Annotated in this window: 2 protein-coding genes; both read left to right on the top strand. The window is 74.8% G+C overall.

Annotation, left to right across the window (positions count from 1 at the left end):
- The coding region (locus GT354_RS40240; protein WP_237535929.1) for an SAV_6107 family HEPN domain-containing protein at window positions 1-278 on the top strand (278 nt) is incomplete at its 5' end.
- Between the two features lie 11 nt (window positions 279-289).
- Window positions 290-579 (top strand): PHP domain-containing protein (locus tag GT354_RS40235; protein WP_161361441.1); only part of this gene is annotated, 290 nt, incomplete at its 3' end.

Raw genomic sequence — 579 nt, 5'->3', positions numbered from 1 at the left:
ACGAGCAGCGCCCGGGCCGCCGCCGGCGCGCCCCGCGCAGCGCGTGGGAACTGCTGCCCAGGGTGGCCCCCGAACTGACCGAGTGGGCGGCCTTCTTCGCGTCGGGAGCCCGCAAGCGCGCCGCCGCCGAGGCCGGCCTGCCCGGCGCGGCCACCGGCCGTGAGGCCGACGACCTGCTCCGCGACGTGGAGACCTTCTTCCGCCTGGTGGTGCAACTGCTGGCACTGCCGCCCCGTATCGCCCAACCACAACTCGCCCCACCCGCACCGACCGATTGAACGCACCACCCATGAACCGACCGTTCGCCCACCTGCACGTCGCCTCGGGCCACTCCATGCAATACGGCGTCGCGCACCCGCGCACCCTGATCGAGCGCGCGGTCGAACACGGCCTGGACACGCTCGCGCTGACCGACCGGGACGGGGTGTACGGAGCGGTCGTCTTCGCGCGGGGCTGTGCCAAAGCGGGCATCAAGCCGATCCTGGGCGCCGACCTCGCGGTGCTGCCCGTCGAGCCGGCCGCGGCGTCGGGCGCGGACAAGGTACGCCGCACCCCCGCCCGCGGCGGCGCCTTCACCGA

The organism is Streptomyces sp. SID3343, assembly GCF_009865215.1.
Lineage (GTDB): Bacteria > Actinomycetota > Actinomycetes > Streptomycetales > Streptomycetaceae > Embleya.
Note: the sequence above shows the minus strand (reverse complement) of the source record. Positions and strands in the feature narration are given on the sequence as shown.